Annotated in this window: 1 protein-coding gene; it reads right to left on the bottom strand. The window is 68.9% G+C overall.

The window, feature by feature from the left end; genetic code table 11:
• Nucleotides 1-186 (bottom strand): hypothetical protein (locus tag ACR9ZK_RS22775; RefSeq protein ID WP_481344196.1); only part of this gene is annotated, 186 nt, incomplete at its 3' end.
• Between the last annotated feature and the right edge of the window lie 42 nt (nucleotides 187-228).

The following is a 228-nucleotide window of genomic DNA, read 5'->3' as shown; positions in this document are numbered from 1 at the left end:
CCCCCCCCCCCCCCCCCCCCCCCCCCCCCCTCTCCAAAGCACAAGACACCCTCCTAGATGTAGCTCCGTCTCGTGGGCTCGGAGATGTGTATAAGAGACAGGTGTCCGCATGCGCTCCGCCGCCAGGTCGGGGTCCGGCAGCAGGCCGGCGGCGTCGGCGAGCCGGACCGTGTCGGCCAGGTGCACGATGCCTGTCTCTTATACACATCTGACGCTGCCGACGACGGA

It is taken from the genome of Monashia sp. HAY1-5C (assembly GCF_056755255.1).
The sequence above is the reverse complement of the archived record's forward strand: the minus strand, read 5'-3'. Positions and strand labels throughout refer to the sequence as shown.